We start from the raw sequence: 685 nt of genomic DNA on the forward strand, positions 1-685 counted from the left end.
AACCTATTCATGGGCGGCGTAGGTAACGACGGTCACATCGCATTCAACGAGCCAGCGTCTTCTCTGTCTTCTCGCACTCGCATCAAGACACTAACTGAAGATACTCGTATCGCGAACTCTCGCTTCTTTGATGGTGACATCAACCAAGTTCCTAAATACGCACTGACTATCGGTGTAGGCACACTACTAGACGCAGAAGAAGTGATGATCCTAGTGACTGGTCACAACAAAGCACTTGCACTAGAAGCGGCTGTTGAAGGTTGTGTAAACCACCTATGGACAGTTTCTGCTCTTCAGCTGCACCCTAAAGCAGTGATCGTATGTGACGAGCCTTCACAACAAGAGCTTAAAGTGAAGACAGTTAAGTACTTCTCTGAGCTAGAAGCGGAAAACATCAAAGGCTTCTAATCCTTCGGGCAATGAGCCAAGATAACCGCTAAAAATACAAAACCCGTGAATCATCACGGGTTTTTTCGTTTCTGGGCATGACAAATACCATCACATCGCAAGCATCTTCATTCATTTGAGAAGTACCTCAGTACGCTTGGATGCCAAATTGGCGCAGACGCTTTGGCAGAACTTCATCCAGCTTGTCTAGTTCACTTGGCTCTACTTCGATCAAATTGAAGTTGTGTTGCTGATACACCGCGCGAATGGCTTCTCGCTCTTTTTCTGGCGTCTCTCC

2 pseudogenes are annotated in these 685 nt (G+C 46.6%); one reads left to right on the forward strand and one right to left on the reverse strand.

Going from position 1 to position 685, the window contains the following annotated elements:
- Nucleotides 1-408: pseudogene (gene nagB, locus R7Z77_RS25805) on the forward strand (glucosamine-6-phosphate deaminase); the annotation flags it as partial.
- A gap of 127 nt (nucleotides 409-535) precedes the next feature.
- Here nagB and R7Z77_RS25810 read toward each other — a convergent pair.
- A pseudogene (locus tag R7Z77_RS25810) lies at nucleotides 536-685 on the reverse strand (glycerol kinase); the annotation flags it as partial.

Source organism: Vibrio sp. 1401, from assembly GCF_033340295.1.